Below are 24,535 nucleotides of genomic sequence, written 5' to 3'. Positions count from 1 at the left end.
ACTATTTAGCCCACCACGTGCTCAACGCCCACTCTACCGGCTGATAGTACAAGGGAAGTTTATCTGGATAGTCAAAACGGTCCCTCCAAGCAACACGAAATACCGGAGAATACCAATTCGGAATAACGTACTCTCCTGCTAATAACACTCTATCAAGCGCATGCGCTGCGGAAACAAGTTGTTGCCGGCTTTGTGCATAAACAAGATTTTCAACCAAAGCATCAACTATAGGATTTTTCAAACCAATTAGATTATTCGAGCCAGGCAAATCTGCTGTTGAAGAGTGCCAATACGTTATCTGCTCGTTTCCAGGAGACTGGGACTGACTAAAAACATGCACCAACATGTCAAAATCAAAATGATCTACGCGTTGCTGATACAGAGAAGCATCAACCGTCCGGTAACTCATATGGATGCCAAGACGCTCTAGATTCTTTGCAAATGGAGCCATTACACGCTCAAAAGTTCGGCTAGCCAGCAGCATTTCAAACTCTAGCTGCGTGCCTTCTTTCATCAGCACACCATCCTGCATGGTCCAGCCTGCATCCATTAAAAGGGTTTGAGCCTCACGCAAATGGGTGCGCAATGCAGCAGCATCTATATTAACTGGTGCTTCCCAGCGCCCAGTGAGTACGAATTCTGGCAGACTGTCACGAAAATACGTCAACATCTCCCGTTCCTCCCCGCGAGGAGCTTCTGAGTCTGCAGCTAGCTCACTGTTAGCAAAATAACTATTAGTTCGACGATAAAGTCCAAAAAATAAATTTTGATTAGACCATTCGTAGTCAAAAGCCAACGCGATAGCCTTTCGCACCCGAAGATCTTGAAAGAGCGGCTTTCGAAGATTAAAGACAAATGCTTGCATACCTGCATCATTATGATGCTCGAGCTCACGTTTGCGGAGCTCTCCGCTATCAAATTTTGGACCCGTAAAATCGCGCACCCATTGCTTAGCAATATTGACCTGTATGTAATCAAACTCTCCCGCTTTAAATGCTTCAAGCGCCACATCTGGATCTCGATAGTATTCAAAACGAATATTATCGAAATTATACTGCCCTCGCCTAACAGGTAAATCCTGTGCCCAGTATTGTTTATTACGTCGAAAATTTATACTACGCCCAAGACTATATGCATCCACAATATATGGACCGCTGCATAAAGGTGGTTCTAAGATAAGCTCATCAAAATTTCGGCCTAAAATCCAATTTTTAGAAAACACTGGCATTTGACCAATAATCAAATGTAGCTCAGGATTAACACGCGCAAATCTAAAGCGAACGCGCTGTGCATCAATTACCTCCGCCGCCACAATATCGGCCCAATAAACTCGATACTGGGGATGAGCCCGAGTGCTCATAAGTGCATCGAAAGTCGCTTTGACGTCTGCAGCTGTCACATGAGTTCCGTCATTAAAGCGCGCTTCAGGACGAATAGTAAATACCGCAGACAAACGATCTGCCTCCACTGCAATATCGGAAGCCAGCAGACCATACGCACTAAACGGTTCATCGCGACTCTGCTCCGTCAGGGTATCACACGTCAATTCAGTCACCCCATCTGCAACCGTTCCTTTAAGAAGGAATGGATTCAGGCGGTCAAAGCTTCCAATGGCTGGCAACACGAATGTTCCGCCCTTTGGGGCCTGCGGATTGACATATTCGAAATGTGTGTAATCCGTTGGGTACTTAGGCGTATAGCCAAGGGCTACCGCTGACGCAGCAACGGCAGCGGAACCGTGGGTTAACTCAAGAGAAAGTGTCAAGAGAATCAGATATAGGCGGCCTGTAGTCATCTGCGATCCTTTGTAGGTCGGCGCCAGCAGGTTATGCTTAGTTGCGTCCGGTCGCAGTTGCAAATAGCCGGAACAATAGCAAGAGATGATAGGAGTCAACTATGGGTTTTCTCGCCGGCAAGCGTGCACTGATCGTCGGTCTCGCCAGTAATCGTTCGATCGCGTGGGGGATTGCACAGGCCATGCACCGTGAAGGGGCAGAACTCGCGTTCACGTACCAAAACGACAAATTAAAACCGCGCGTAGAAAAATTTGCTGCTGAGCTTGATAGCCAAATTGCTCTGCCTTGCGATGTATCTATTGATTCGGAAATTGATGGCGCGTTCAGAAAATTAAAGGAGATCTGGGGCTGCCTCGACATACTGGTGCACTCTGTCGCTTTTGCGCCCGGAGATGCACTTGAAGGAAATTTCGTAGACGCAATCAGTCGTGACAATTTCCGTATCGCGCATGACATCAGCTCATATAGCTTCGCTGCGTTAGCCAAAGCAGCTCGACCGTTAATGCAAGGTCGGAACGGCGCTCTCATTACAATGACTTATCTTGGAGCAGTACGCAGCGTACCAAATTACAACGTCATGGGGCTCGCAAAAGCAAGCCTCGAAGCAAATGTACGCTACCTCGCCGCCGCACTCGGACCAGAAGGTATTCGTGTCAACGCAATATCAGCAGGTCCAATCCGCACATTAGCGGCATCGGGGATTTCCGGTTTCCGAAAGATGCTTGAAACATTCGAGGCTGCCGCACCTACACGCCGCTGTGTCACCATTGAGGAGGTTGGAAATACAGCAGCATTTATGTGTTCTGACTTAGCGTCAGGAATAACTGGAGAAATAACTTATGTTGATGGCGGGTTCAATAATGTTGCAATGGGCAACATTTAATACAGTTTTTTAAAAACAGTTCTTGATAGTCAAGGCACTCAGCGTAAAATTGCTCCGGGCGGCTGTATTACAATAGCAGCCGCCCAGTCATTAAAAACAACAATTATTATTACAAACGATCAATGTTATTAATAATTTTAGCCGCGCCTCGCAATTCATTAATAAATCCAGTCATCTGTACGTCACTTATTTGCTTAGTAAGCGTATCAGTCCAAGCTTTTCGATCGTTTGCTGATAAATTTTCGGCATTTCCATTGGTCACTTTCAATAGCTTAATCACAACCCAATTCCCATTTGCCAGCTCGATACTTTTAATGGCCACGTTTTTTTCATTAGACACCGGCATTTTAAAAATTGATTCAACAATGCTATTGTCAAGTCCAGTAAAGTTTCTCGCTATCTCATCCAGCCTTTGATGCTCTACAGTTTTACCATAAGCTTCTATGATGGACGTGACATCCTCCCCATCAAAGAGCATTTTTTCTAAATTTCCCGCCTCCTTTTTCAAATAATTTTTCGCCATTTCATTTTTAACGGAACTAATTAACTCCAACCTAGCCTCATCAAATGTTTTAGGGGTTTGTTTTTTATGATTAACCACACGCAACACTAAAACATGACGGTCTCCAATTTGGATTGGCTCGCTATTCTTTCCATTCAAAAGGACATCGTCACTAAAGGCGGCATTTATCACTTTTTGATTAGAGAAAACCCCTCCATTATTGCCATTAATTGAAAACCAATCTGAATGCTCGATCGGAACACCTATTTTCGTTGCCACGGCATCAAGATCATCAGGATTTTCAAACACCAAGGTAGCCAACCGATCTGTTACATCAAAGAATTGCGTCTCCGCTTTTTGATAAGCAAGCTGTTTTTCCAAAGTGCTTCTTACATTTTCAAAATCAGGTATCACTTTTGGATAAATTTTATCCAACTTAATAAGTTGAAATCCAAAACTAGTATGCACTGGAGCACTGATATCCCCCACCTTAGCCAAGCTAAAAAGCGCTTGATCGAAAGCGGGCTCCATCACGCCTGGTCGTAGCGACTCTAAAGTACCAAACTCAATCGTTTTATCAGCACTGTGCTGTAACTCATCTCCTAATTTATCAAAACTACTTTTCCCTGATTTCAGTCGTTCATATAGCGCGGTAGCTTGCTGTTCCGCTTTCTTTAATTCATTTTCATTTGCGTTCTCTGGCACCCTGACAAGGATGTACGACGCCACTCGTTGCTCAGGAGTTCCTATAATCGATAGCTGTTGTTTATAGGCATCAAGTAGCTCTTGTTCGGAAACACTCTGTTTATCTAATAAAGCATTCAAATCAAGATTTATATAATCAATCTTAACCATTTCAGGATTATTAAAACGCGATTTGTTTTTTTCAAAAAAAACATTCAAATCAGCATCATTTGCATGCTGCAAATTAAACACAGGAGAATGCAGAAAATTAAAAATTTCGACGCTCCTTTTTTGTGCCAACAGTCTAACCGCGCCACCTAAATCCTCTCGCGTGAACAAGGCTGTTGCATCAAAGGCATTAGCAAATTGTTCTACTGGCAATGATTTTTTAAGCATTTCCATAAAATATGATTGCGTATATCCTTGTCTTTGCAAGGCAAGGTCAAATAAATGAACGTCAAAGTTTCCGTTGTCTGAGCGGAATGCATCAATTGATTTTATTCGATTTAACAATTGTTCATCAGTTACAAAAATATTTTCTTTTTTTGAATACTGTCTCAACAACCGTTCATTTATAAGCTGCTCCATCGTTTTTAACTTCAAACTAGCATCGTCAACTTCTTTATTTAAATTCAGTAAAAATGATCTTTGCTGCTGCAAAGAGTTTTGAAAATCCCGCAAAGAAATTTCATCACCATTTACTTGAGCTGCGTATACGCCGCTACCCTGATGTATATAATGATCGATTCCCCACAGCCCAAATGGTATTATCAACATACCAAAAATAATATATGCAAACCAACCTGAAGCATGGTCTCTTATTTTCTGCAACATAAACGACCTCTTTTTATCTTCTCAAAAATTCAGTCAAAAACCATCACTTAAAATCAAGTTGATTTTACAAAAACGCCACTCATAAACACCATAGCTTATGCAAAGAATCATAGATGATACGGTTGAAATTATACGCAAGTCAAAGGCATCATCATTACGCGCAAAGCACAATATAAAAAACGCAAACCTGTAACTCTATTGTATTTTTACATAATCTATCTCAATCCAAAATTTTCATAACGCTAAAATATGAAAAACCCCGGGGTTTATTAAAGCCCGGGGTTAAAAATTAAACCAACATATGGCGGAGCGGACGGGGCTCGAACCCGCGACCCCCGGCGTGACAGGCCGGTATTCTGACCAACTGAACTACCGCTCCATAAACTTCTTGGATTTTACTGCCTTTTTTTCTTTCATTTCTTGGCGGAGCGGACGGGGCTCGAACCCGCGACCCCCGGCGTGACAGGCCGGTATTCTGACCAACTGAACTACCGCTCCATAAACTTCTTGGATTTTACTGCCTTTTTTTCTTTCATTTCTTGGCGGAGCGGACGGGGCTCGAACCCGCGACCCCCGGCGTGACAGGCCGGTATTCTGACCAACTGAACTACCGCTCCATAAACTTCTTGGATTTTACTGCCTTTTTTTCTTTCATTTCTTGGCGGAGCGGACGGGGCTCGAACCCGCGACCCCCGGCGTGACAGGCCGGTATTCTGACCAACTGAACTACCGCTCCAATATGGTGGGTGCTGAGGGGTTCGAACCCCCGACCCTCGCCTTGTAAGGGCGATGCTCTCCCAACTGAGCTAAGCACCCTAAAGGGACCGCTACTTTACAGCATCCTTTAGCCCCTTGCCAGCCTTAAACACGGGATTTTTTGAAGCTTTGATTTCAATACTTTGTCCAGAGCGCGGATCTCTCCCCGTACGCGCAGCGCGCTCTTTTACAGAAAAAGAACCAAACCCAATCAAGGATACAGTTTCGCCAGATACTAAAGCATTAGTAATCGTATCTAGAACCGCTTCCACCACAAGACCTGCTTGTCCCTTCCCCATCTCCGTAGCATCGGCCACGGCATCAATCAACTCAGACTTATTCATCATGCATACCTATCGTCACACGGAGATGCATCGCCGTATCATCAAGCATCAAGCGACGGTGACACTCAGCCGCCTCAACATCGTCTCGAAGTCCACAACAAACATTATCTTCAAATAACAAAAGCATTGGCCGTCTTCAGTGCGCGTGTCTAGAAGTCTCTGTTGAATTCAATGTCTTGCTTCCGTTATCGACCGAGGTCTGAGAGGACATATTACTTCTAATCTTGACAGCAGCCTCTTGAGGTTTTTCTGTCAAAGCAATTTCAAAAACCTCATCAATCCATCTAACTGGCCGTACATTCAACCGCTCAAGCACACTCGAAGGCATTTCCGCAAGATCTTTCCGGTTATCATCCGGTATTATGACGATCGAGATACCACCCCTATGAGCAGCTAAAAGCTTTTCCTTTAACCCGCCAATCGGCAAAACCTCACCTCGAAGAGTTATTTCTCCAGTCATAGCGACAGCACTTCGCACCGGAATGCCTGTCAGCGCTGAGACTAAGGCTGTACACATAGCTATCCCCGCGCTTGGTCCATCTTTAGGAGTAGCCCCTTCTGGAACATGAATATGTATATCACAACGCTCGTAGAAATCGGCATCTAAACCAAGCTCCACGGCCCTACTTCGTACCACGGTCATTGCTGCCTGGATCGACTCCCGCATGACATCACCTAGCTGGCCGGTATGACTGAGCTTCCCTTTCCCTGGCATCAAGGCCACTTCGATTCTAAGCAGCTCTCCACCGACCTCAGTCCATGCAAGCCCTGTTACTTGTCCAATTTGATCACTTTGCTCAGCAGTACTAAAACGGAAACGTTGCACGCCCAAATAATCACCAAGTATATTGGGTGTAATCTCAATTAAGATTGGAGTTTTTTTATCTTCTAAGACAGCTGATTTAACAACCTTTCGACAAATCTTCGAAATTTCTCGCTCTAAATTTCGTACGCCCGCTTCACGGGTATAATAGCAAACAATATCTTTAATTGACGATTCATCAATTTTAATCTCTTCAACCCTCAATCCATTTGCAGCCACTTGTTTTGGAACAAGATACCGCATAGCTATATTAATTTTCTCGTTTTCTGTATAGCCTGGAATACGAATGACTTCCATTCTATCCAATAACGGACTAGGGATATCGAGAGAATTCGCAGTTGCAACAAACATAATGTCAGACAAGTCGAGATCAACTTCTAAATAATGATCTACAAACGCATTATTTTGCTCTGGATCTAAAACCTCCAATAATGCAGAACTCGGATCTCCACGAAAATCCATAGACATTTTGTCTATTTCATCAAGCAAAAAAAGCGGGTTACGAACACCTATTTTACATAAATTTTGTGCAATTTTCCCTGGCATCGAACCAATATAAGTACGTCGGTGCCCACGTATTTCCGCTTCATCACGCACGCCCCCTAAGCTCATACGGACGAACTTACGATTTGTAGCTCGCGCAATAGAGCGCCCTAGTGACGTCTTTCCCACCCCCGGTGGGCCAACAAGACAAAGAATAGGTCCTTTAAGCTTTTTAACACGATGCTGAACAGCGAGATATTCGAGAATACGCTCTTTCACACGATCTAAGCCATAATGATCTGATTCCAACACTTCTTCTGCGTCAAACAAGCTATTTTTAATCTTAGTCTTCTTTTTCCAAGGAAAACCAACCAGCCAATCGATATAATTTCTTACAACAGTTGCTTCAGCGGACATTGGCGACATGCTTTTAAGCTTACTTAGCTCACCCAATGCTTTAGCACGAACATCTTTCGGCATTTTAGCCAATTCTATTCGCTGTCCTAAATCTTCTAATTCGTTCGGTGCATCTTCTAAGTCTCCCAACTCTTTTTGAATTGCCTTTATTTGCTCATTTAGATAATACTCTCGTTGACTTTTCTCCATTTGCTGTTTTACACGAGAGCGAATTCTTTTTTCTACCTGAAGAATATCAATCTCACCTTCAACAAGCCTCAGCAACCGCTCTAAACGATCAGTAACACTTTCCAGCTCTAAAAGTTTTTGTTTCTCCTCAAGCTTGAGCGCCATATGCGCCGCTACAGTATCAGCTAAACGTCCTGGATCTTCTATATTATTTAACGAAGCCAACACTTCGGGAGGGATTTTTTTATTAAGCTTTACATACTGCTCAACCCCAGCCAAAAGCGAGCGCACGAGAACAGCGGCTTCCCCAACTTCACCCGATTGGGAGCATGCTATAGGTGCAACCATAGCAGAAATATAATTTTCCGTGACATCAAACCGTTCAATACGCGCCCGATCAATACCCTCTACTAAGACTTTTACTGTACCGTCAGGAAGCTTCAATAACTGTAAAATTATAGCTAAAGTTCCAACTCGATAGATATCATCAACCGTCGGGTCATCGACATCCGCATTTAGCTGAGCTGTCAATAATATTTTCTTGTCCGACTGTACAGCCGCTTCCAATGCGTTAATCGATTTATCTCGACCAACAAACAATGGAATGACCATATGCGGATACACAACAACATCTCTTAACGGCAAAACAGCCAATTTGCGAATTGGCACTGACAACTCATCAGAAAACGCTTTTTGCTCCATTTTTGTCTCTCAAAAAAAAATTCCTGTACACTTTCACGGAACTGTATACAGGATTTAAAAATATAAAAAGCACCCAAAATCTCGAATCTTTTTCCGAGATGAGACAGCACTAATGAAGCAATTTATCAAAAAACATAAATTAAGAATCTCCTCCACTCACCCGTTTTTGTTTATCAATATTTTCATAGATAATTAATGGCTTACAATCGCCACGCACTACGCTTTCATCGACGACTATTTTACAAACACCCTCTAAACTCGGCAAATCATACATTGTGTCCAATAATATATGCTCAATAATCGTTCGTAGGCCGCGCGCACCAGTTTTACGCTCCATAGCTTTGCGTGCCACGGCACTCAATGCGTCATCGCGAAACTCTAACTCACACCCTTCCATATCAAACAACTTAGAAAACTGTTTCGTAATAGCATTCTTAGGCTCAGTTAAAATACTGACCAATGCTTTTTCATCCAGTTCTTCTAAAGTTGCAATTACCGGCAATCTACCGATAAACTCTGGAATTAAACCATACTTAATCAAATCTTCTGGCTCTACCTCTTTTAAAACTTCCCCTGTATTTTTATCAGGATTAACGCTTTTCACTTCAGCAGAGAATCCAATCCCGCCTTTCTCTGAGCGACTTCTAATAACTTTATCAAGACCCGCAAAAGCACCCCCACAAATAAAAAGAATATTCGATGTATCAACCTGTAAAAACTCCTGCTGTGGATGCTTTCTTCCGCCTTGAGGTGGAACGGATGCAACAGTACCTTCAATAAGCTTTAAAAGCGCCTGCTGCACACCCTCACCAGATACATCTCTAGTAATCGATGGATTATCAGATTTTCTAGAAATCTTATCAATTTCATCAATATACACTATTCCTGTTTGAGCTTTATCTACATCATAATCACATTTTTGCAAAAGCTTTTGAATAATATTTTCTACATCCTCGCCAACATAGCCTGCTTCTGTCAGAGTTGTTGCATCCGCAATAGTAAAAGGCACATTTAATAAACGGGCTAAAGTTTCTGCAAGCAGCGTTTTGCCAGAACCTGTAGGACCAATCAGCAAAATATTAGATTTTGATACTTCTATTTCGTCTTTGCCGCGTCGAAGTTCAAGGCGTTTATAGTGATTATAAACTGCGACAGCAAGTACTTTTTTTGCCCTGTTTTGTCCAATCACGTACTCATCAAGTACATGTTTAATTTCATGAGGCTTTGGTAATTTACTGCCGGCTACAGGAGCTTTATCCTCCATCTCTTCACGAATAATGTCATTGCAGAGCTCTACGCACTCATCACAAATAAACACATTCGGACCCGCAATCAGCTTACGCACCTCATGCTGACTCTTGCCACAGAACGAGCAGTACAAGAGCTTGCCATCTTCGCTCTTGTCGTTTCGGTCTTTGCTCATAGGTGCATCCTCGACACAAAATAACTATCAGCGCCTGCTACTGCGCTCCCACGACCAAAAAACAACAGAATGCAACGCGCCAACGAAACCGGCCTCGTTGGACACCAGATATTCCGGTGCCATTGAGGCCTATTCAACTACGCGAGGACTTGAATATCAAGGCTGTCCCCCAGCCTTTTCTTAACAGAGACCCATCTCTGGAACTTTGTCAACCTCTTCAAGCTCCTCGCTGAGCAAGCACTGCATCAATTAGCCCGTACGCTACAGCGGCATCCCCGCCCATAAAATTATCGCGGTCGGTATCTTGCGCAATACGCTCAAGCGGCTGTCCCGTATGTTTCGAAAGCACTCGATTCAATCGATCACGGATTAAAAGTATCTCTTTCGCGTGAATATCGATATCCGATGCCTGCCCCTGAAACCCCCCGAGAGGCTGGTGAATCATAACTCTAGAATGCGGAAGACAATAACGCTTACCTTTCGCTCCTCCGGCCAGAAGTAACGCCCCCATGCTCGCCGCTTGCCCGATACACATCGTGCTGACTTCTGGTTTAATAAACTGCATTGTGTCATAAATTGCCATCCCGGCAGTTACTGAACCACCGGGGGAATTAATATAAAGATGGATATCCTTATCCGGGTTTTCCGCTTCAAGGAATAAAAGCTGCGCAACAACCAGATTAGCCATGTAATCTTCTACTTGGCCAACCAAAAAGATGACACGCTCTTTAAGCAAGCGCGAATAGATGTCATAAGCGCGCTCACCGCGCGCAGACTGCTCAACAACCATCGGAACCAAGTTCAGAGCCTGAACATCAATAGCACTCTTGCTAGGAGTCATCCCACCCTCTCATTGCTGCCATTCAAGCAGCTACGCAACTGTCCGCACGACGCCACCATTAGCTGGTCGCATTACATCATCAAAAGTACTTGGCAACTCCTTCACCACTACCTTGCCAAGCAGCCATTCAACTACCGATTCCTCCATCGCCAGCGCCCGCACACCTTCAAGGGCTTGCGGATTTTGCAAATACCACTGAATAACTTCCTCAGGGTCAGCGTAGGTTTCCGCTAACATTTGAAGCTGTTTCATAAGCTTCGCTTCGTCAAGCTTGATGCCTTCAGCACTAACGATCCGCGATACAATCAACCCTAACGCCACTCGTCTACGAGCTTCTTCTTCAAACACTGCTGATTGTTCAATTTCGCTGCCCGTTGACTCTGGAAACCCAGCCTGGCGGGCCATACGAACAGTTTCTTCCGAAACCAAAACTTCTGGTAGTTCAAGGGGGTTTGACATAATCAAACCATCCATTATTTGTTTCTTGACAACAGCCCCTATCCCTTTATGCAATTCCCGCACCATATTCTCACGAAGCGCCTGCTTAAGCGATTCAACATCCCCATCGTCGATGCCGAAAGACTTCACAAACTCTGCATCAAGCTCCGGGAGTTTAGGCTCGGCAACAGACTTAACGGACAAGCTGAACTGCACTGTTTTTCCAGAGAGCGTAGCTGAATGATAATCCTCTGGAAAATCAACATCTGCCTGCTTCTGCTCTCCTGCTACAACCCCCTGCAACGCATCTTCAAAGGGCTTAATCATCCCCCCTGCACCAAGCACGACCGGCACTGCAGAACCGGTATTGCCGGGGAAACTTTCACCATCAAGCTTTCCCTCAAAGTCAATAACAACCTTATCTCCCAAGATTGCAGGACGAGCAACATCCAGCCACTGGGTACGTTGCTTACGTAGGGTTTCCAACATACGGTCAATGTCGGCGTCCGTGACCTCGGCAACAGGCCTCTCCACCACAATCGACTCCAGCCCCTGCACATCGAAGTCCGGAACTACTTCAAATGTGGCAGTGTAAATAAAGCTACCATTGTCATCGTCAGCCTTGGGCTCTATCTTGGGCCCTGCAGCAGGCCGAAGATTCGCCTCAGCAACAGCGTCTCGAAAACTCGATTCGACAGCACCGGTAAGAACTTCCTGTCGCACTTGTGCGCCATACATCCTTTGCACGACATTAAAGGGAATCTTGCCAGGCCTAAACCCATCCAATTTCGCATGGCGAGCAAGAGACCGCAAACGCGCGGTCACTTCCTGATCGATCGTGGAGGATGGAATCTGGATTGTAAGGCGACGCTCAAGACCACCCAGCTCTTCAATAGAAACCTGCATCTACACAACCCCTACTTCAGGACCTCAAATACCCTTTCATCACGAGAGGACGACCAAAATCCATCAAGTCAGACTTGGGCAATGAATAATTTGGTGCGAAAGGAGAGACTCGAACTCTCACGGGTTACCCCACTGGAACCTAAATCCAGCGCGTCTACCATTTCGCCACTTTCGCTTAAAATCTCTTAAAACGCGAAAACGCCACTACAGCACATCTAAAAAATATTAATCAATACAACACTAGCAAAAATATATTTTTAAAATTTTTATACTAAGCAAAGTGTCAATATTTTCCCTTACACCAAACTCATGCTGTAAGCTGTAACAAGCAGCTTTCAAATAAAGCACATTGCATTTTAAATGATAGCATAGAACCCACAATAAAAATAGGCACCACACCAGCCACAGAAAACCCTATCTGCGAGAGACTGGTACAAGGTGCCTTTTAGATATATCACTAACCAAATAACTCTTTACAAGAACAAACCTATTCCAATGATATAATGGTGGGCCGTGTAGGACTCGAACCTACAACCAATTGATTAAGAGTCAACTGCTCTACCAATTGAGCTAACGGCCCTATACAAACGGATTTGGGGTGGACGATGGGACTCGAACCCACGACAACCGGAATCACAATCCGGGGCTCTACCAACTGAGCTACGCCCACCATAATGCTGCCTTTCTAAAATACCACCGGGAGTGGTGCGCCCGGCAGGATTCGAACCTGCTACCCTCGGCTTAGAAGGCCGATGCTCTATCCGCATGAGCTACGAGCGCAATAATGCCAACAATATGCTCGCGATATGGTCGGGGTAGAGGGATTTGAACCCCCGACACCCTGCTCCCAAAGCAGGTGCGCTACCAGACTGCGCTATACCCCGCCGCAGATAAACATAACAATTGCGACATAGCTCTCCTCAGAGGGGGATAAATATACACACTGCCTTTGCGCCAGTCAAGAAGCACCTTTGCACACACAAGGCATCAAGGACGAGCGAGCAATGCAACAAGCCATCCCCCTTTTTTCTGCACGACCAAGCCCCCGCCGGATACACAACACCCGCTATCAGTTAGTGGTGATGGCCGGCAGGCCCGTGCACGTGCCCATGAGCAACTTCCTCCTCACTCGCCTCCCGCACGCCAAGAATTTCCACATCAAAATGCAATGTTTTTCCAGCCAACGGGTGGTTTCCATCTAAACGCACACTGTCGTCACCCACATCCACAACAGTAAACGTCAACACACCTTGCGGTCCTTCTCCATGAACCTGCATGCCAACCTGAATATCCTCATTCGGCGGAAACTGGTCCCGCGGCACATCAAACACAGCGCGCTCATTGCGCACACCATAAGCATCTTCTGCAGAGACCGTTACCCTGGACTTGAAGCCAACATCAGCCCCCTCCAAAGCACGCTCCAAGCCGGGAATAATATTTGCGTGGCCATGCAAATAATCGAAAGGACCACGACCTTCGCTGCTGTCAATAACCTCACCAGAATCATCGGTAAGAGTGTAATGCATAGAGACAACCATACCTGAGGTCGCTTTCATTGACTGTGCCCTATTTAAAAGCAGTGAATGGCAGTCCACCATAGCACACTATTTTATCCTCCACCCGACCCTCAACAGCCAAGGACAAACAGGAGAGATATCAAATACACACAAACCACCAATAAAAAAGGCCTAGGCTTTTGCCTAGGCCTTTTTTATTGGTGGGCGATAGTGGGATCGAACCACTGACCCCTTCCGTGTGAAGGAAGTGCTCTCCCGCTGAGCTAATCGCCCTTGTAGGCTGATAATCATATGGCTTTCCAAAAATTCCGTCAAGCACCAAATTCATGCATCAAGGACCGTTAAGACCACGCCCACGCAACAAGGCACGTACGTAATCTATGGGAATCGCATAGCTGATACCGCTTGGTTTTTGGATCACACTTTCCTTAGTTTCTTTGACAAACACAGAATTGATGACACCAATCACTCGCCCGCTTGCAGGATCGTAGACAGGACTACCGCTATTGCCTGGATACGCTGTTGCATCAAGCTGCAGCACCTCGAATGGGTCATTGAGACGCCGAATTGCTTCGGCATCAAGTTGACTGGAATTGGGAGCGGGAATGGCTATCGGGCTAATCGCGGAAACGATACCGCGATGAGTAACGGGATAGAGCCCAAGAACTACGCCTAGCGGGAACCCTGTGAAAGCGATTTCCTGACCTTCACGCGGCAGACCGCTGCCAAGCCGCAGCGCAGGTAATGGACTGGCCTTGATCTGTAGCAGTGCCAAGTCATGCTGCAGATCGACTTTTATCTTTATAGCTTCACGCGTTTGAAAATTATTTCCCCGCCCGGCGAAAACAGCCAAAAACTCTCGATTACCACTGTCAAGTGCTCGCTCAACAACATGCGCATTGGTAACAACGTAGCTCCCATCACCGACGACGAAACCTGTACCAAGAAATGCAGCAGGAGGACGCCGCGTCGCTTGAAACGTACCGACAGCAACAACACTGCCCCGTACGGCTGCAACTGTTTCAGGTAAACCAACCGCGCATGTCGGCTGCAATGCCATCAGAATGAACATAAGACCTGCAAGCAGGACACTGGACGTTCCAAGCATGATCTATCTCCCGAAACAGTAACGGGCAACATCTAGTTGCCCGTCACAGAAACACGGTAAACACGACTTATCACGACTGGCTCAGAGATGCTGTACCTCAACAATATCCCATTCACGCAAGCCACCCGGGGTCTGCACAGCTACCGAATCCCCTTCTTCCTTTCCGATCAGGGCTCGGGCGATCGGCGAGTTCACAGAGATACGCCCCGCGGGCACATCCGACTCATCCTCACCAACAATTTGATAGGAAACTTCCTCTCCGCTGCCCTCATCACACAAAGTAACCGTAACCCCGAAAATGACCTTTCCGGTCTTCGCAATCTTGGTTACATCAATGACGTGCGCGTTTGAAAGCTTGTATTCGATATCCTTAATACGACCTTCTATAAAACCTTGCTGTTCACGCGCTGCCGCATACTCGGCATTCTCTTTGAGATCACCATGCGCGCGGGCCTCAGCAATCGCCGCGATGACATTCGGGCGAGCTACTGACTTGAGTTCCTGAAGTTCATTTCTGAGTTTTTCCGCACCGGCAGCGGTCATCGGCACCTTCTGGGTCATGCCTGGAGCTCCTTGTGCAGATCCTGGAGGCGATTGACGTGGTCGTTATCAATAGCATCGAGTGCCATCACGGTCGCACGGGCCGCAGCGATGGTTGTCGTGTAGCTAACTTTGTTCATCAAAGCACTGCGGCGAATGGAGAACGAATCGGCGATTGCCTTCTTCCCTTCCGTCGTATTGACGATAAAAGAAATCTCGCCATTTTTTATCATATCGACGACATGCGGCCGCCCCTCGCCGACTTTATTAACTATTTCGCATTCGAGTCCAGCCGAGGCAATCCCGCGAGCCGTTCCACGCGTCGCGCAAAGCGCAAAACCATGCCGCACCAGCTCACGACCGATCTCAACGATTTTAGCCTTATCTGCGTCACGCACCGACAAGAAAGCCTTCCCGGACTCCGGCAGACTGTTGCCGGCCCCAAGCTGGGCCTTGCCATAGGCTTCCCCAAACGTACGCCCGACGCCCATCACCTCGCCGGTGGACTTCATCTCCGGCCCCAGCAGGGGGTCAACACCCGGAAACTTGATAAAGGGAAACACAGCCTCTTTCACTGAATAGTATCCAGGGCGGATCTCGCCGGCGATGCCCTGGGCGGGCAGCGTACGCCCAGCCATGCAGCGCGCAGCAATCATCGCCAAAGCACGCCCTGTCGCTTTGGAAACAAATGGAACCGTACGCGAGGCCCGAGGATTGACCTCCAGCACGTAGATATCCTCACCCTGGATAGCGAACTGCGTGTTCATTAGTCCAACCACGCCCAGTTCGCGCGCCATCAACGCTACTTGAGTGCGCAAGCGATCGAGTGTCAGCGGCGACAGAGAATACGGGGGCAGCGAACACGCTGAATCGCCGGAGTGCACACCCGCCTCTTCAATATGTTCCATGATGCCGCCAATAACAACGTTACCCTCGGCATCGCAAACTGCGTCGACATCAACCTCGACCGCGTCATTGAGGAAGCGGTCCAGCAGTACCGGACTATCGTTGCTGACCTGCACGGCCTCACGCATGTAGCGACGCAGATCTTCCTCGTTGTAGACGATTTCCATTGCCCGACCGCCCAGCACGTAAGACGGGCGCACGACCAGCGGATAGTCGATCTCTGCAGCCAGGCGCACGGCGGTTTCCGGATCCCGGGCAGTGCGGTTGGGCGGCTGGCGCAGCGCCAGTTCGTCGATCATTTTCTGGAAACGTTCACGATCCTCGGCACGATCGATCGCATCCGGACTGGTGCCGATGATCGGCACGCCGGCCGCCTCCAGCGGACGAGCCAACTTCAGCGGTGTCTGCCCGCCGTACTGCACAATCACCCCCTTGGGCGATTCGATGCGCACGATTTCCAACACGTCTTCCAATGTCAGCGGTTCGAAATACAGCCGGTCAGACGTATCGTAATCGGTCGAAACGGTCTCCGGGTTGCAGTTGACCATGATCGTCTCGAACCCATCGTCGCGCAGCGCGAACGCAGCGTGGACGCAGCAATAGTCGAATTCGATACCCTGACCAATGCGGTTCGGACCACCGCCAAGGATCATGATCTTATCGCGCCCGCTCGGCTGCGCCTCGCACTCTTCCTCATAGGTCGAGTACAGATAAGCCGTGCTGGTCGCAAACTCCGCGGCGCAGGAATCGACCCGCTTATAGACCGGGTGCACGCCGAACTGCGTACGCAACGCCCGTACCTCGTGCTCCGTCGTACCGGTAATCGCAGCCAAGCGCCGATCCGAGAACCCCTTGCGCTTGAGGGCATGCAGCTTTGCTCTGTCCCGCAAGCCTTCCACACCGTGTGCCGCGACACCCACGGCAATCTCATACAGCTCATGGATCTGATCGAGGAACCACGGATCGATCTTGGTCAGCTCGAAAACATCCTCGACCGTGTACCCCATGCGGTAAGCATCGGCAACGAACCAGATACGCTGCGCGCCCGGCACCCCAAGCTCCTGCTTGAGCCGCGAACGCGCATCCGGATCATTCGGATCAAGAATCGGATTGAAACCATCCGTACCAATCTCAAGGCCGCGCAGAGCTTTATGCAGTGATTCCTGAAAAGTGCGGCCGATCGCCATGATTTCGCCGACGGACTTCATCTGCGTGGTCAGACGGGCATCAGCCTGCGGAAACTTCTCGAAATTGAAGCGCGGCACCTTGGTAACGACGTAGTCGATCGAGGGCTCGAACGAAGCCGGCGTCTTGCCGCCAGTGATTTCGTTGCGCAGCTCGTCGAGCGTGTAACCGACGGCCAGCTTGGCCGCCACCTTGGCGATAGGGAAGCCAGTGGCTTTCGAGGCCAGCGCCGAAGAGCGCGACACGCGCGGATTCATCTCGATGACGACCATGCGGCCATCAGCCGGATTGACGCCGAACTGCACATTCGACCCACCAGTATCGACGCCGATTTTGCGCAGTACGGCCAGCGAGGCATCGCGCATGATCTGGTATTCACGATCGGTCAGCGTCTGTGCCGGGGCAACGGTGATCGAGTCACCGGTGTGCACACCCATCGGGTCGAAGTTCTCGATCGAGCAGACGATGATGCAGTTATCATGGCGATCGCGCACCACCTCCATCTCGTACTCTTTCCAGCCGAGCACGGATTCTTCGAGAAGCACCTCGGTGGTCGGCGACAGATCCAGACCGCGCTCGACGATTTCAATGAACTCCTCACGGTTATAGGCAATACCGCCACCAGAACCGCCCATCGTGAAGGAGGGACGAATGATCGTCGGGAAGCCGATCTGCACCTGCGCAACAACAGCTTCTTCCATCGAATGTGCAATGAAAGCACGCGGCGTTGCCAGACCGATCTCAGTCATCGCATCGCGAAAGCGTTCACGATCCTCAGCCATGTCGATCGAGTCTTCGTTGGCGCCGATCATTTCGACGCCGAACTGCTCAAGCACGCCGTGGCGAGCCAGGTCCAGCGCGCAATTGAGTGCCGTCTGTCCGCCCATCGTCGGCAGGATCGCGTCAGGGCGCTCTTTTTCGATGATGCGCGCCAGCGTCTGCCAATGAATCGGCTCGATGTAGGTCGCATCGGCCATGCCCGGATCGGTCATGATCGTCGCCGGATTCGAGTTGACCAGAATGACTCGATACCCTTCCTCGCGCAGCGCCTTGCAGGCCTGTGCGCCGGAGTAGTCAAACTCACAAGCCTGACCGATGACGATCGGGCCGGCACCGATGATCAGAATGCTCTGTATGTCGATACGTTTCGGCATGACGGATATCCATAGAGGGCGACCGGAGCAAATCCCTCCGGCCGCCGCGCAAATCTACTGATGGCGCTGCGCCAGCAGCCCGACGAATCGATCAAACAGTCCCGCAACATCGTGCGGTCCTGGACTCGCTTCGGGGTGACCCTGAAAACTGAATGCCGGACAGTCGGTGCGCGCAATGCCCTGCAAAGTGCCATCGAACAAAGAACGATGTGTCGCCCGCAGAGTCGTCGGCAGGCTCTGCTCGTCGACGGCAAAGCCGTGATTCTGGCTGGAAATCATCACCTGCCCGGAATTAAGGTCTTGAACAGGATGATTGCCACCATGGTGACCGAACTTCATTTTCAGAGTACGCGCGCCGCTGGCAAGCCCGAGCAACTGATGCCCCAGGCAGATACCGAAGATAGGCAAACCGCTCGCAAGCAGCTCGCGAATCGCCGCAATCGCGTAATCGCACGGCTCCGGATCACCGGGGCCGTTGGAGAGAAATACTCCATCCGGCTCCAGCGCGAGCACCTCGCTCGCCGGCGTTTGCGCCGGCACGACGGTAACGCGGCAACCGCGCGAAACCAGCATGCGCAGAATGTTGCGCTTGATGCCGAAGTCATAGGCGACCACGTGGTACGGCAGCGACGCCGGATGCGGAAATCCGTCATCGGACAGCTGCCAGCAACCTTCGTCCCAGACATATCGCTCATGCGTACTGACGACTTTCGCCAGATCCATGCCCTTGAGACCAGGGAACTCACGCGCCGCAGCCAACGCAGCTTCGGCGTCGATATGATCCCCGGCCACGATGCAGCCTGCCTGAGCGCCGCCTTCGCGCAGCAGGCGCGTCAACTTGCGCGTATCGATGCCGGCGATAGCCACAACGCCCCGCTCCGCGAGATAGGCGTCGAACGGTTGCCGATTGCGCCAATTGCTGGCGATACGTGGACAGTCACGGACGACCAGCCCGGACGACCAGATACGGCCCGCTTCCTCGTCTCCCGGGTTGCTGCCGACATTACCGATATGCGGATAGGTCAACGTGACAATCTGACGGCAGTACGACGGATCCGTCAGGATTTCCTGATATCCGGTGATCGAGGTATTGAAGACGACCTCGCCGATGGTTTGCCCGTCGGCACCGATGGACTCGCCATGAAAGAGGCTGCCATCTTCCAAGGCGAGGAGCGCTGGTTTCCTCAAGATTTCCTCCATTCAGACGTGCGAAACGGGAAGGCAAGCCTCGCTGCCCTCCCGCCCCGAGTCCGACGATGCATATAGGCCGATCATTAATGCATTGGATTTTACGGCAGTGCCGCAAGCGCTGTCCACGAAGGTGCAAGCCGCCCGTCAACGGTGCGTCACGCGATCAGCGCAGGCCCAGCACGTCCTGCATGTCGTAGAGGCCCTGTTCGCGTGCACCAATCCAGCTTGCCGCACGCACAGCACCCTTCGCGAACGTCATGCGACTCGATGCCTTGTGTGTGATCTCGACCCGCTCACCCACATCGGCGAACAACACGGTGTGATCACCGACGATGTCTCCGGCCCTCAGTGTCGCGAAACCGATCGTCTTGCGATCGCGCTCCCCGGTCACACCTTCACGACCGTAGACCGCCACCTCGGCCAGATCACGCCCCAGCGCCTGGGCAACCACTTCCCCCATACGCAGCGCCGTACCCGATGGCGCATCGACCTTATGCCGGTGATGGGCCTCGATGATTTCGATATCGACATCATCACCAAGTACACGCGCGGCAAGATCGAGCAGTTTGAAGCACAGATTGACACCGACGCTGAAATTCGGCGCCGCGACGATGCCGATCTCCTGCGCCGCCGCTTGAATCGCCGATTTCTGCTCCGCGCTGAAGCCGGTAGTGCCAATAATCATGCGCTTGCCGGAACGCCGGCAGAGTTCGACATGCACCATCGTCGGCTCCGGCCGCGTGAAATCAATCAGCACGTCGAATGCATCGAGCTGGGCAGCCAAATCAGCGCTCACAACCACCCCGAGGCCCCCCAGCCCTGCCAGCTCGCCGGCATCAACACCGATGAAAGCACTGTCTGCGCGCTCAACAGCCACGCAAAGTTCCGTGTCGGCCGCCTGCTGACAGGCTTCAATCAGATGCCGCCCCATGCGGCCGGCCGCTCCGGCGATTGCAATTCTGACCATGCTGATGAATCCCCGCTGCGCAACACGCCACTTCGCCGCTCTTCCTTGTCAAGAGACGATCAGGCTGCAAACTTGCGGCGCTTGAGACAAGAAAAAGGCCGCGACGATTGCGCGGCCTTGCGAAAAATCTGGAGCGGGTGATGGGAATCGAACCCACGCCATCAGCTTGGGAAGCTGAGGTTCTACCATTGAACTACACCCGCGAAGGGCCCCTATTATGCCGTCCGAATTGGCGCTGGCAAGCCCGCAGGCGAAACTCGAAAGGACTCAGGCCGAAACCGCGAAATCACTGAGCTGAGCACCCTGCTCAAGCGCTTCCTGCAACCAGCGCGGCCGCTTACCACGACCACTCCAAGTCTGCTCGAAGTTTTCGGTATTACGAAACTTGACGATCTTTTCGCCGGTAGTATTCGGCTTCGGCCCGCGCTTGCGCTTGCCTTCCGGAGCAAGCTGCAGAAGTTCTTCAACGCTGCGACCGACGCTGCTGGCAAGGTTTTCAATCTGGGCACGCACTTCCACCAGGCGCGACTGCTCCTTCTGATCAATTTCCTTACGTGCCATTTCCATCAATGCCTGCAACTGTTCAAGCGAGAAGGTGGAAACATCGATGTCTTCGAAACGTGCGCTCATTTGGGCTCTCTTGACTACCAGTCCAATCAATTGTTTATCAATCTTTCGATCCGATCCGGCTTTGCGGATTCGCAATCATATTAATCGAGCATTTAAACGGTTTCCAGCCCTTCAAGCGATAAAACATTAACGCCTGCTTACAGCGATGCCGCGCTGCTTGAAACACGTTGGAGACATTTACTCAGCACACCATATCCTCGTCACCTGGCGACGACAGAAGCATATCGCCACCTTCCGGAGGTGGGCGATTGGGTAAGGATGAGCGGAGCAATTGCTCACGGAATTACCGCAAGACCGGACAGGGCAATAAGGTCTCGGAAAGGGGCACGGGTCACGCTTTGGTTTGGTGTATCATCACCGTCCCGCGACCCAGTCATCGGACGCACATTAGCTATGCAGATCAAGATCAACGGTCGAGCCGAAGAAGTCGCAGAACAGCTCAGTGCCGCGCAATTGCTTGAGCAGATGGGACTTGGCGGCAAGCGACTGGCACTGGAGATCAATCGCGATATCGTTCCGCGCAGTCAGTGGCACGAGCACCGACTCAATCCTGGCGATGAAGTCGAAATCGTTCATGCGATCGGTGGCGGTTGAATACGGCACGTCCCGCCATTCCATCCGACTATTAAGGAATTTGCTGCCATGACCGTTTCGTCTACTCCGTCCACGCCACTGGTCATTGCCGGGCGCGAATATCGCTCACGCCTGCTGGTCGGTACCGGCAAGTATCGCGATCTCGAAGAAACCCGACTCGCCACCGAGGCCAGCGGCGCCGAAATCGTCACCGTCGCCATCCGCCGCACCAACATCGGTCAAAACCCGGGCGAAGCGAATCTGCTCGATGTGCTGCCCCCGTCGCGCTACACGATTCTGCCCAACACCGCCGGCTGCTTTGATGCCGATTCCGCCATTCGCACCTGTCGGCTGGCCCGCGAACTGCTGGACGGTCATCGTCTGGTAAAACTTGAAGTTCTCGGCGATCAGCAGACCCTGTTCCCGGACATCGTTGAAACCCTGAAAGCGGCTGAGATCCTCATTCGCGAGGATTTTCAGGTGATGGTCTACACCAATGACGACCCGCTGATCGCCAAGCGGCTTGAGGAAATCGGCTGTGTGGCGGTCATGCCGCTGGCCGCCCCGATCGGCTCCGGCCTCGGTATCCGCAACCCCTACAACATCCGCACCATCATCGAAAATGCCCGGGTGCCGGTGCTCGTCGACGCCGGCGTCGGTACCGCCTCCGACGCCGCCATTGCGATGGAGCTCGGCTGCGACGGCGTTTTGATGAATACCGCCATTGCCGGAGCGCGCGATCCGGTGCTGATGGCCAGCGCAATGAAAAAGGCTATCGAGGCCGGACGCGAGGCCTATCTCGCCGGACGCATCCCCAGAAAACGTTTTGCCAGTGCCTCCTCCCCACTGGATGGCCTGTTTTTCTAAAGTTTCACTGCATTAGCGCGAGCGCGAACTGTCGCGCCCGCGCTTTTTTATTTTTATCCGCAACCATTTATCAGGCGTTCCGCAAACGAGCCGCGCATGAACATCGATACCGACAATTTCCGCCACATTCGCAGTTTCGTGCGACGCGAAGGCCGGCTGACCCTTGCTCAGCAGCGCGCGCTTAACGAGCTCTGGCCGCGTTTCGGTATTGCTTCCGGGCCGGAACCGATCGACCTCGATTCAGTGTTCGGACGTCAGGCGATGCGCGTGCTGGAAATCGGTTTCGGCAACGGGGAATCGCTTGCAGCAATGGCGGCGGCGGCGCCGTACACGGATTTCATCGGCATTGAAGTTCACCGTCCGGGCGTCGGGCATTTGCTGCTGCAAATCGAACAGCACGAGCTGAGCAACGTGCGTGTGCTCTGCGAAGATGCCGTGGAAGTTCTGGAAACACGTATTAACGATGCCAGCCTCGATCGCGTGCAGATCTTTTTTCCAGACCCATGGCACAAGGCCCGTCACCATAAACGCCGGCTGATCCAGCCGGCGTTTGTTTCGCTGCTGGCCCGCAAGCTGCGCAGCGGCGGGCATCTGCATCTGGCAACCGACTGGGAACATTACGCACAACACATGCTCGATACGCTGCGTGCCAGCACGGCATTCAGTAATACATCGCCCTGCGGTGATTACTGCCCGCGACCGGAATATCGGCCGTTGACCAAATTCGAACGCAGGGGACAGCGGCTGGGCCACGGCGTCTGGGACCTGATTTTCGAACGCCGCTGAAACGCCGTATTACATCCCGCAATTAAACCACTGCAGGAGATGCCAGCCATGCGCCATACCCGCCTCCCCCACACTGATCTGGACGTCAGCTGCATATGTCTCGGCACGATGACCTGGGGTGAGCAGAACACCGAGGCCGACGCGCACGCACAACTTGATTACGCCATCGCTCACGGCATCAATTTCATCGACACGGCGGAGATGTATGCCGTACCGCCGCGGGCAGCGACGCAGGGACTGACCGAGCGCTACATCGGCAACTGGCTGGCACGCCGCGGCAAGCGCGACGATCTGGTCATTGCGACCAAAGTCGCGGGGGCCGCCCGCAACATGGACTACCTGCGCGAGCCGCCAATCCGCCTTGACCGGCGCAACATCCGCGCCGCCTGTGATGCCAGCCTGCGCCGTCTGCAGACCGACTACATCGATCTGTACCAGGTGCACTGGCCCGATCGTGAAGCAAACTTCTTCGGCCCCCTCGGCTACACGCCGAGCGAGCGGCCGGCGGTCGCTATCGAGGAAACCCTGGCCGCCCTCGCCGAGCTGGTTCAGGAAGGCAAGGTCCGCCATCTCGGTGTTTCCAACGAAACGCCATGGGGACTGATGCGTTATCTGCGCGCCACCGAACGCGACAACCTGCCACCCATCGCCACCATCCAGAATCCCTACAACCTGCTCAACCGCACCTTCGAAATCGGCCTGGCGGAAATGTGCTTCCGCGAACAGGTCGCACTGCTCGCCTACTCGCCGCTGGCGATGGGACTGCTGAGCGGCAAATACCTCGACGGTGCGCGCCCGGCGGCGGCGCGCCTGACGCTGTTCGAACGTTTCAGCCGCTACGCCAGCCCGCAGTCGATCGAGCCGGTGCGCGCCTATGTCGCACTGGCACACGATCACGGCCTCGATCCGGCGCAGATGGCGCTTGCCTGGGTCAACGCCCAGCCCTGGCTCGGCGCCAACATCATCGGCGCGACCTCGATGGCCCAGCTCGCCAGTGACATCGCCAGCATCGACATCGAGCTGCCCGCCGAAGTCCTCACCGAAATCGACGCCATCCATCTGCGCCAGCCAAACCCCTGTCCCTGAGTGGGATTTTGAGGGAGCATGCACG

General features: G+C 51.0%; 19 protein-coding genes and 12 tRNA genes. 5 read left to right on the top strand and 26 right to left on the bottom strand.

Annotated elements, in window-relative coordinates; all coding sequences use genetic code 11:
* Position 1: 1 nt before the first annotated feature.
* Positions 2–1,894: an extracellular solute-binding protein gene (locus C7443_RS12580; protein ID WP_246004649.1), complete on the bottom strand. Its 1,893-nt coding sequence runs from the start codon at positions 1,892–1,894 to the stop codon at positions 2–4.
* 2 nt (positions 1,895–1,896) lie between these two features.
* On the opposite strand from C7443_RS12580, the gene C7443_RS12575 reads away from it, so the two are divergent.
* Positions 1,897–2,679, top strand: coding sequence for an enoyl-ACP reductase FabI (locus C7443_RS12575; RefSeq protein WP_110018965.1), 783 nt, complete (start codon positions 1,897–1,899; stop codon positions 2,677–2,679).
* Positions 2,680–2,788: 109 nt separating this feature from the next.
* Here C7443_RS12575 and C7443_RS12570 read toward each other — a convergent pair whose 3' ends face one another.
* The 25 genes from C7443_RS12570 to C7443_RS12450 all read right to left on the bottom strand — a co-directional run bounded on the left by C7443_RS12570 (position 2,789) and on the right by C7443_RS12450 (position 21,198).
* Entirely contained in the window at positions 2,789–4,699 is a 1,911-nt protein-coding gene (locus C7443_RS12570) for a SurA N-terminal domain-containing protein (RefSeq protein WP_110018964.1), read from the bottom strand.
* Between the two features lie 302 nt (positions 4,700–5,001).
* Positions 5,002–5,078, bottom strand: a tRNA-Asp gene (locus C7443_RS12565).
* A 42-nt stretch (positions 5,079–5,120) separates the two neighbouring features.
* Positions 5,121–5,197, bottom strand: a tRNA-Asp gene (locus C7443_RS12560).
* A 42-nt stretch (positions 5,198–5,239) separates the two neighbouring features.
* Positions 5,240–5,316, bottom strand: a tRNA-Asp gene (locus C7443_RS12555).
* Positions 5,317–5,358: 42 nt separating this feature from the next.
* Positions 5,359–5,435, bottom strand: a tRNA-Asp gene (locus C7443_RS12550).
* A gap of 4 nt (positions 5,436–5,439) precedes the next feature.
* Positions 5,440–5,515, bottom strand: a tRNA-Val gene (locus C7443_RS12545).
* 11 nt (positions 5,516–5,526) lie between these two features.
* Positions 5,527–5,799, bottom strand: a complete 273-nt coding sequence (locus C7443_RS12540; RefSeq protein WP_110019172.1) for an HU family DNA-binding protein — start codon at positions 5,797–5,799, stop codon at positions 5,527–5,529.
* Between the two features lie 136 nt (positions 5,800–5,935).
* Positions 5,936–8,392 (bottom strand): endopeptidase La, encoded by a 2,457-nt coding sequence (lon, locus tag C7443_RS12535; RefSeq protein ID WP_110018963.1) that lies wholly within the window; start codon positions 8,390–8,392, stop codon positions 5,936–5,938.
* A gap of 139 nt (positions 8,393–8,531) precedes the next feature.
* Positions 8,532–9,815, bottom strand: a complete 1,284-nt coding sequence (gene clpX / locus C7443_RS12530; RefSeq protein WP_110018962.1) for an ATP-dependent Clp protease ATP-binding subunit ClpX — start codon at positions 9,813–9,815, stop codon at positions 8,532–8,534.
* Between the two features lie 217 nt (positions 9,816–10,032).
* Positions 10,033–10,656: an ATP-dependent Clp endopeptidase proteolytic subunit ClpP gene (clpP, locus tag C7443_RS12525; protein ID WP_110018961.1), complete on the bottom strand. Its 624-nt coding sequence runs from the start codon at positions 10,654–10,656 to the stop codon at positions 10,033–10,035.
* A gap of 30 nt (positions 10,657–10,686) precedes the next feature.
* Positions 10,687–12,000, bottom strand: coding sequence for a trigger factor (tig, locus tag C7443_RS12520; protein ID WP_110018960.1), 1,314 nt, complete (start codon positions 11,998–12,000; stop codon positions 10,687–10,689).
* A 91-nt stretch (positions 12,001–12,091) separates the two neighbouring features.
* Positions 12,092–12,175 (bottom strand) — tRNA-Leu (locus C7443_RS12515).
* Positions 12,176–12,504: 329 nt separating this feature from the next.
* Positions 12,505–12,580, bottom strand: a tRNA-Lys gene (locus C7443_RS12510).
* 14 nt (positions 12,581–12,594) lie between these two features.
* Positions 12,595–12,670 (bottom strand) — tRNA-His (locus C7443_RS12505).
* 33 nt (positions 12,671–12,703) lie between these two features.
* Positions 12,704–12,780, bottom strand: a tRNA-Arg gene (locus tag C7443_RS12500).
* A 27-nt stretch (positions 12,781–12,807) separates the two neighbouring features.
* Positions 12,808–12,884: transfer RNA gene (locus C7443_RS12495), tRNA-Pro, on the bottom strand.
* A gap of 189 nt (positions 12,885–13,073) precedes the next feature.
* Positions 13,074–13,556 (bottom strand): FKBP-type peptidyl-prolyl cis-trans isomerase, encoded by a 483-nt coding sequence (locus tag C7443_RS12490; RefSeq protein WP_110019171.1) that lies wholly within the window; start codon positions 13,554–13,556, stop codon positions 13,074–13,076.
* 159 nt (positions 13,557–13,715) lie between these two features.
* Positions 13,716–13,790, bottom strand: a tRNA-Val gene (locus C7443_RS12485).
* Positions 13,791–13,848: 58 nt separating this feature from the next.
* Positions 13,849–14,625 carry a S1C family serine protease gene (locus tag C7443_RS12480; protein WP_110018959.1) on the bottom strand — a complete coding sequence of 259 codons (777 nt, stop codon included), beginning with the start codon at positions 14,623–14,625 and terminating at the stop codon, positions 13,849–13,851.
* 81 nt (positions 14,626–14,706) lie between these two features.
* A complete protein-coding gene (gene greA, locus C7443_RS12475) occupies positions 14,707–15,186 on the bottom strand; it encodes a transcription elongation factor GreA (RefSeq protein WP_110018958.1) in 480 nt (159 codons plus the stop codon).
* Positions 15,183–18,410: a carbamoyl-phosphate synthase large subunit gene (carB, locus tag C7443_RS12470; RefSeq protein WP_110018957.1), complete on the bottom strand. Its 3,228-nt coding sequence runs from the start codon at positions 18,408–18,410 to the stop codon at positions 15,183–15,185. Before carB ends, greA begins: the two co-directional genes overlap by 4 nt.
* Before the next feature lie 54 nt (positions 18,411–18,464).
* Positions 18,465–19,598, bottom strand: a complete 1,134-nt coding sequence (carA, locus tag C7443_RS12465) for a glutamine-hydrolyzing carbamoyl-phosphate synthase small subunit (protein ID WP_425467088.1) — start codon at positions 19,596–19,598, stop codon at positions 18,465–18,467.
* 166 nt (positions 19,599–19,764) lie between these two features.
* Complete coding sequence (gene dapB, locus C7443_RS12460) at positions 19,765–20,568, bottom strand: 4-hydroxy-tetrahydrodipicolinate reductase (RefSeq protein ID WP_110018956.1); 804 nt, start codon at positions 20,566–20,568, stop codon at positions 19,765–19,767.
* A gap of 129 nt (positions 20,569–20,697) precedes the next feature.
* Positions 20,698–20,771: transfer RNA gene (locus C7443_RS12455), tRNA-Gly, on the bottom strand.
* Positions 20,772–20,835: 64 nt separating this feature from the next.
* Complete coding sequence (locus C7443_RS12450) at positions 20,836–21,198, bottom strand: H-NS histone family protein (RefSeq protein ID WP_110018955.1); 363 nt, start codon at positions 21,196–21,198, stop codon at positions 20,836–20,838.
* A 393-nt stretch (positions 21,199–21,591) separates the two neighbouring features.
* Here C7443_RS12450 and thiS point away from each other — a divergent pair, with 393 nt between their 5' ends.
* The 4 genes from thiS (at position 21,592) to C7443_RS12435 (ending at position 24,510) form a co-directional block, all read left to right on the top strand.
* Positions 21,592–21,792, top strand: a complete 201-nt coding sequence (gene thiS / locus C7443_RS20410) for a sulfur carrier protein ThiS (RefSeq protein ID WP_246004648.1) — start codon at positions 21,592–21,594, stop codon at positions 21,790–21,792.
* A gap of 48 nt (positions 21,793–21,840) precedes the next feature.
* Positions 21,841–22,638: a thiazole synthase gene (locus tag C7443_RS12445; RefSeq protein WP_246004647.1), complete on the top strand. Its 798-nt coding sequence runs from the start codon at positions 21,841–21,843 to the stop codon at positions 22,636–22,638.
* A gap of 96 nt (positions 22,639–22,734) precedes the next feature.
* Positions 22,735–23,424, top strand: coding sequence for a tRNA (guanosine(46)-N7)-methyltransferase TrmB (gene trmB / locus C7443_RS12440; protein ID WP_110018954.1), 690 nt, complete (start codon positions 22,735–22,737; stop codon positions 23,422–23,424).
* A 48-nt stretch (positions 23,425–23,472) separates the two neighbouring features.
* Complete coding sequence (locus C7443_RS12435) at positions 23,473–24,510, top strand: NADP(H)-dependent aldo-keto reductase (protein ID WP_110018953.1); 1,038 nt, start codon at positions 23,473–23,475, stop codon at positions 24,508–24,510.
* The last annotated feature ends 25 nt before the right edge of the window (positions 24,511–24,535 follow it).

The sequence above is a fragment of the Plasticicumulans acidivorans genome (assembly GCF_003182095.1).
GTDB classification, from domain to species: Bacteria; Pseudomonadota; Gammaproteobacteria; order Competibacterales; family Competibacteraceae; genus Plasticicumulans; species Plasticicumulans acidivorans.
Note: the sequence above shows the minus strand (reverse complement) of the source record. Positions and strands in the feature narration are given on the sequence as shown.